The 3,201-nt window shown below is 47.0% G+C and carries 4 protein-coding genes and 4 tRNA genes; all 8 read right to left on the bottom strand.

Going from position 1 to position 3,201, the window contains the following annotated elements:
• Positions 1-144: 144 nt before the first annotated feature.
• A tRNA-Leu gene (locus tag FWJ59_RS08890) sits at positions 145-234 on the bottom strand.
• Between the two features lie 9 nt (positions 235-243).
• A tRNA-Cys gene (locus tag FWJ59_RS08885) sits at positions 244-318 on the bottom strand.
• A gap of 4 nt (positions 319-322) precedes the next feature.
• Positions 323-397: transfer RNA gene (locus FWJ59_RS08880), tRNA-Gly, on the bottom strand.
• A 19-nt stretch (positions 398-416) separates the two neighbouring features.
• Positions 417-492 (bottom strand) — tRNA-Phe (locus tag FWJ59_RS08875).
• Between the two features lie 219 nt (positions 493-711).
• Entirely contained in the window at positions 712-1,437 is a 726-nt protein-coding gene (gene hisIE / locus FWJ59_RS08870) for a bifunctional phosphoribosyl-AMP cyclohydrolase/phosphoribosyl-ATP diphosphatase HisIE (RefSeq protein ID WP_414481583.1), read from the bottom strand.
• 4 nt (positions 1,438-1,441) lie between these two features.
• A complete protein-coding gene (hisA, locus tag FWJ59_RS08865) occupies positions 1,442-2,161 on the bottom strand; it encodes a 1-(5-phosphoribosyl)-5-[(5-phosphoribosylamino)methylideneamino]imidazole-4-carboxamide isomerase (RefSeq protein ID WP_414481582.1) in 720 nt (239 codons plus the stop codon).
• Positions 2,162-2,189: 28 nt separating this feature from the next.
• The gene (gene hisB / locus FWJ59_RS08860) at positions 2,190-2,783 is read right to left on the bottom strand and encodes an imidazoleglycerol-phosphate dehydratase HisB (RefSeq protein ID WP_414481581.1); all 594 of its coding nucleotides are present in this window, start codon (positions 2,781-2,783) and stop codon (positions 2,190-2,192) included.
• Between the two features lie 3 nt (positions 2,784-2,786).
• Positions 2,787-3,201, bottom strand: a 415-nt coding sequence (locus FWJ59_RS08855) for an aminotransferase class I/II-fold pyridoxal phosphate-dependent enzyme (RefSeq protein ID WP_414481580.1), incomplete at its 5' end; no start/stop codon positions are given.

Below are 3,201 nucleotides of genomic sequence, written 5' to 3'. Positions count from 1 at the left end.
TCAATTTTTGGGATAGCTCACCACTTGCCAGATTTATCCAAAATCAGCTTAATGCATTTTTGTTTTTCATTGCATTACTTTTACATTACTAGCACCCATTTAAAACAAATTCCAGGATTTTCAAAACCCTGGAATCCTTGATGCTGGTGCCGGAGGCCGGACTCGAACCGGCACGGTCTTCTTCAGACCCCAGGATTTTAAGTCCTGTGCGTCTGCCAGTTCCGCCACTCCGGCAAAAATTATTGGAGGCGCCGCCCAGATTCGAACTGGGGAATCGAGGTTTTGCAGACCTCTGCCTTACCACTTGGCTACGGCGCCATGATGGAGCGGGAAACGGGATTCGAACCCGCGGCTTTCACCTTGGCAAGGTGACGCTCTACCCCTGAGCTATTCCCGCGTATTATTATCTTGTACGCTGGTGCCTCGGGGCGGAATCGAACCACCGACACGCGGATTTTCAGTCCGCTGCTCTACCAACTGAGCTACCGAGGCCTCTTGCTGTTTTTACCAGCTTGCTCACTCCTTGCTAGCATAAACAGCGCAACTGCTTTATCTGCCCCTTCAAGCCGTCACCATGTTGTGATGTTGTGTTAACTATTATTAGTATACGGTAGTCACAATTATAAGTCAAAAACAGCCGTGGAAGATTTGGCACAACTATCTCCATATTTCTCGCAAAATCTCGCATTATCTTTATCAATATCCTGTATGCTATCTCCGCCTCTTTAATTCTTCAAATACATCTTCAAGCGATATGCCCTGCTCAACCAGAACTACCAACAGGTGGTATATAAGGTCACACGTTTCATATATGACTTCTGATTTTTTCCCATTTTTTACAGCTATTATCACCTCGGCTGACTCTTCTCCCACTTTCTTTAAAATCTTATCGATGCCCTTTTCAAACAGGTAGCAGGTATAAGACCCTTCCCTGGGATGCAGCTTCCTGTCCACTATGACGTCATACAGCTCCTGCAACACCGATGTGTTTTGATTTATAGGGGACTGTGCTTCGGCGTATACCTCTTCTGGGATAAATACCCTTTCTCCCTTTACAGTCCATGTACCAGTGGCTTTGTCTGCAGCACGATAAAAACAGGATTTATAACCGGTATGGCAGGCGGCCTTCACCTGCTCCACTTTAAACAGCAAGGCATCTCCATCGCAGTCTATAAATACTTCCTTAATTTTCTGGATATGTCCAGAAGTTTCGCCCTTTTTCCATATCTTTCTACGAGTTCTGCTCCAAAAATGGGTTATTCCGGTTTCAAGGCTTTTTTGGAAAGCCTCGCGGTTCATGTAGCCCACCATCAACACTTCCCCGGTATCATGATCCTGTACTATAGCGGGGACCACACCGTCAGCGTTAAAGCTTATCTCATCTATCAAGGTATTCAAAACCCCTTCTCTAAAATTATCAACTTCTATGGCTTTCATCTTTTTACCCCTCCTCCAGCTTTAAAGCTTCCCTTAAATCTATCTTGCCGCTATATAGTGCCTTGCCTATGATGACGCCGGCTGCTCCAGCAGATTTAAGCCCCACTATGTGTTCCAGAGAGCTTACCCCACCCGATGCTATTACCTTGAGGCCCGTCTCTTCTATCATCTCCTGAGTGGCTGATATATTTGGTCCTTCCAGCATGCCATCGCGCAGTATATCGGTATAAACTATGGTTTCCACTCCCATCTCCTTCACCTTTTTGCCCAGCTCAATAGGCGTTATGTCGCTCACCTTTATCCAGCCCCTTACGGCTATCCTGTTGTCTCTTGCATCTATCCCAACGGCTATGGAGGAGCCAAAACGCTTCACCGCCAATTCAATCAATTCAGGATTTTCTATGGCCACCGTGCCCAGTATAATCCTTGCCACGCCGACTTCCTCTAAAAGATGGGATATCCTTTCCATAGAACGTATACCGCCGCCCACCTGAATGGGTATATCGACTTCTTTTACAATTCTCTTTATAATATCCTCGTTGTGGGAATATCCCTGGAATGCCCCATCCAGGTCCACCACATGGAGAAAAGATGCTCCCTTTTCTTTCCACTGCACAGCAACTTCTACCGGATCCTGGCTGTATACCGTCTGCTGATCAACCCTACCTTGCCTTAACCTAACGCATTTCCCTTCTTTTATATCTATAGCCGGATAAACGGTCATGTTCTGAAATTACCCCCATTTTCAAAAATCAGTCAATTATCCCCTTGGTAGAGGGAATTCCATCGGCATTCTTTTCCAAAGCCACGGCCTGCTTTAAAGCCCGTGCAAAAGCCTTAAAGACAGCCTCCAGCATGTGATGGGCATTTTTCCCGTACAAAACCCTTATGTGCAACGTGATCCCGCATTGGTTGGAGAAAGCCCTGAAAAACTCCTCGGCAAGCTGGGTATCAAAATCCCCTATCATGGGAACAAGGGTAGGCATATCGTAATGCAGATAAGGCCGTCCGCTGATGTCCAGGCTTACCATGGCCAGCGATTCGTCCATGGGCACAAATGCTGTACCGTAACGGAATATGCCCCTTTTATCTCCTAGCGCCTGTGCAAAAGCCCTACCCAATACGATGCCCACATCCTCAACGGTATGGTGACCGTCCACATCCAAATCGCCACGACATTCAACGGCGATGTCAAAGCCGCTGTGTCCTGCCAGGATGGTGAGCATGTGGTCAAAAAAACCGATGCCGGTACTTACTTGGGCCAGCCCCTTTCCGTCTAGCTTTATTTCCACCTTTACGTGTGTTTCGTTGGAATGCCTTTCGGCCCTGCCTATCCGTTGATCCATGTTTTATCCCTCCAGTATACGCTCCAGTGCCTTTATAAAATACTCATTATCCTGCCTGGTGCTTACCGTGATGCGCAGATGATCTTTGAGCCGGGGATGATTGGGGAAATTGCGAACCAGTATGCCTTCCCTTATCAGCTCTTTGTGTACATTTTGAGCATTGGGAACTTTTATGAGCAGGAAATTGGCCTTCGATGGATATACCTCGATCCCTTTAAAGCCACGTAATTTATGATACATCCATTCCCTTTCACTTACTATGCTAGCAATCCTGCTGCTAAATATGCTCATGTTTTCTAGCACCAGCTGTGCCGCCCTTTGCGAGAAGCTGCTGACATTGTAAGGCGGCTTTACAGCGTATATCCCTTCAATTAGCTCCCGGTTGCCTATAAGGTATCCAACGCGCAGACCTGCCAGT

Origin of the sequence: Caldicoprobacter sp., from assembly GCF_047459465.1 — a bacterium.
Taxonomy (GTDB): domain Bacteria; phylum Bacillota; class Clostridia; order Caldicoprobacterales; family Caldicoprobacteraceae; genus Caldicoprobacter.
The sequence above is the reverse complement of the archived record's forward strand: the minus strand, read 5'-3'. Positions and strand labels throughout refer to the sequence as shown.

Excerpts from the sequence above, each read along its gene's own strand:
- hisIE (WP_414481583.1), bottom strand. The coding sequence starts at position 1,437 with ATGAAAGCCATAGAAGTTGATAATTTTAGAGAAGGGGTTTTGAATACC.
- hisA (WP_414481582.1), bottom strand. The coding sequence starts at position 2,161 with ATGACCGTTTATCCGGCTATAGATATAAAAGAAGGGAAATGCGTTAGG.
- hisB (WP_414481581.1), bottom strand. The coding sequence starts at position 2,783 with ATGGATCAACGGATAGGCAGGGCCGAAAGGCATTCCAACGAAACACAC.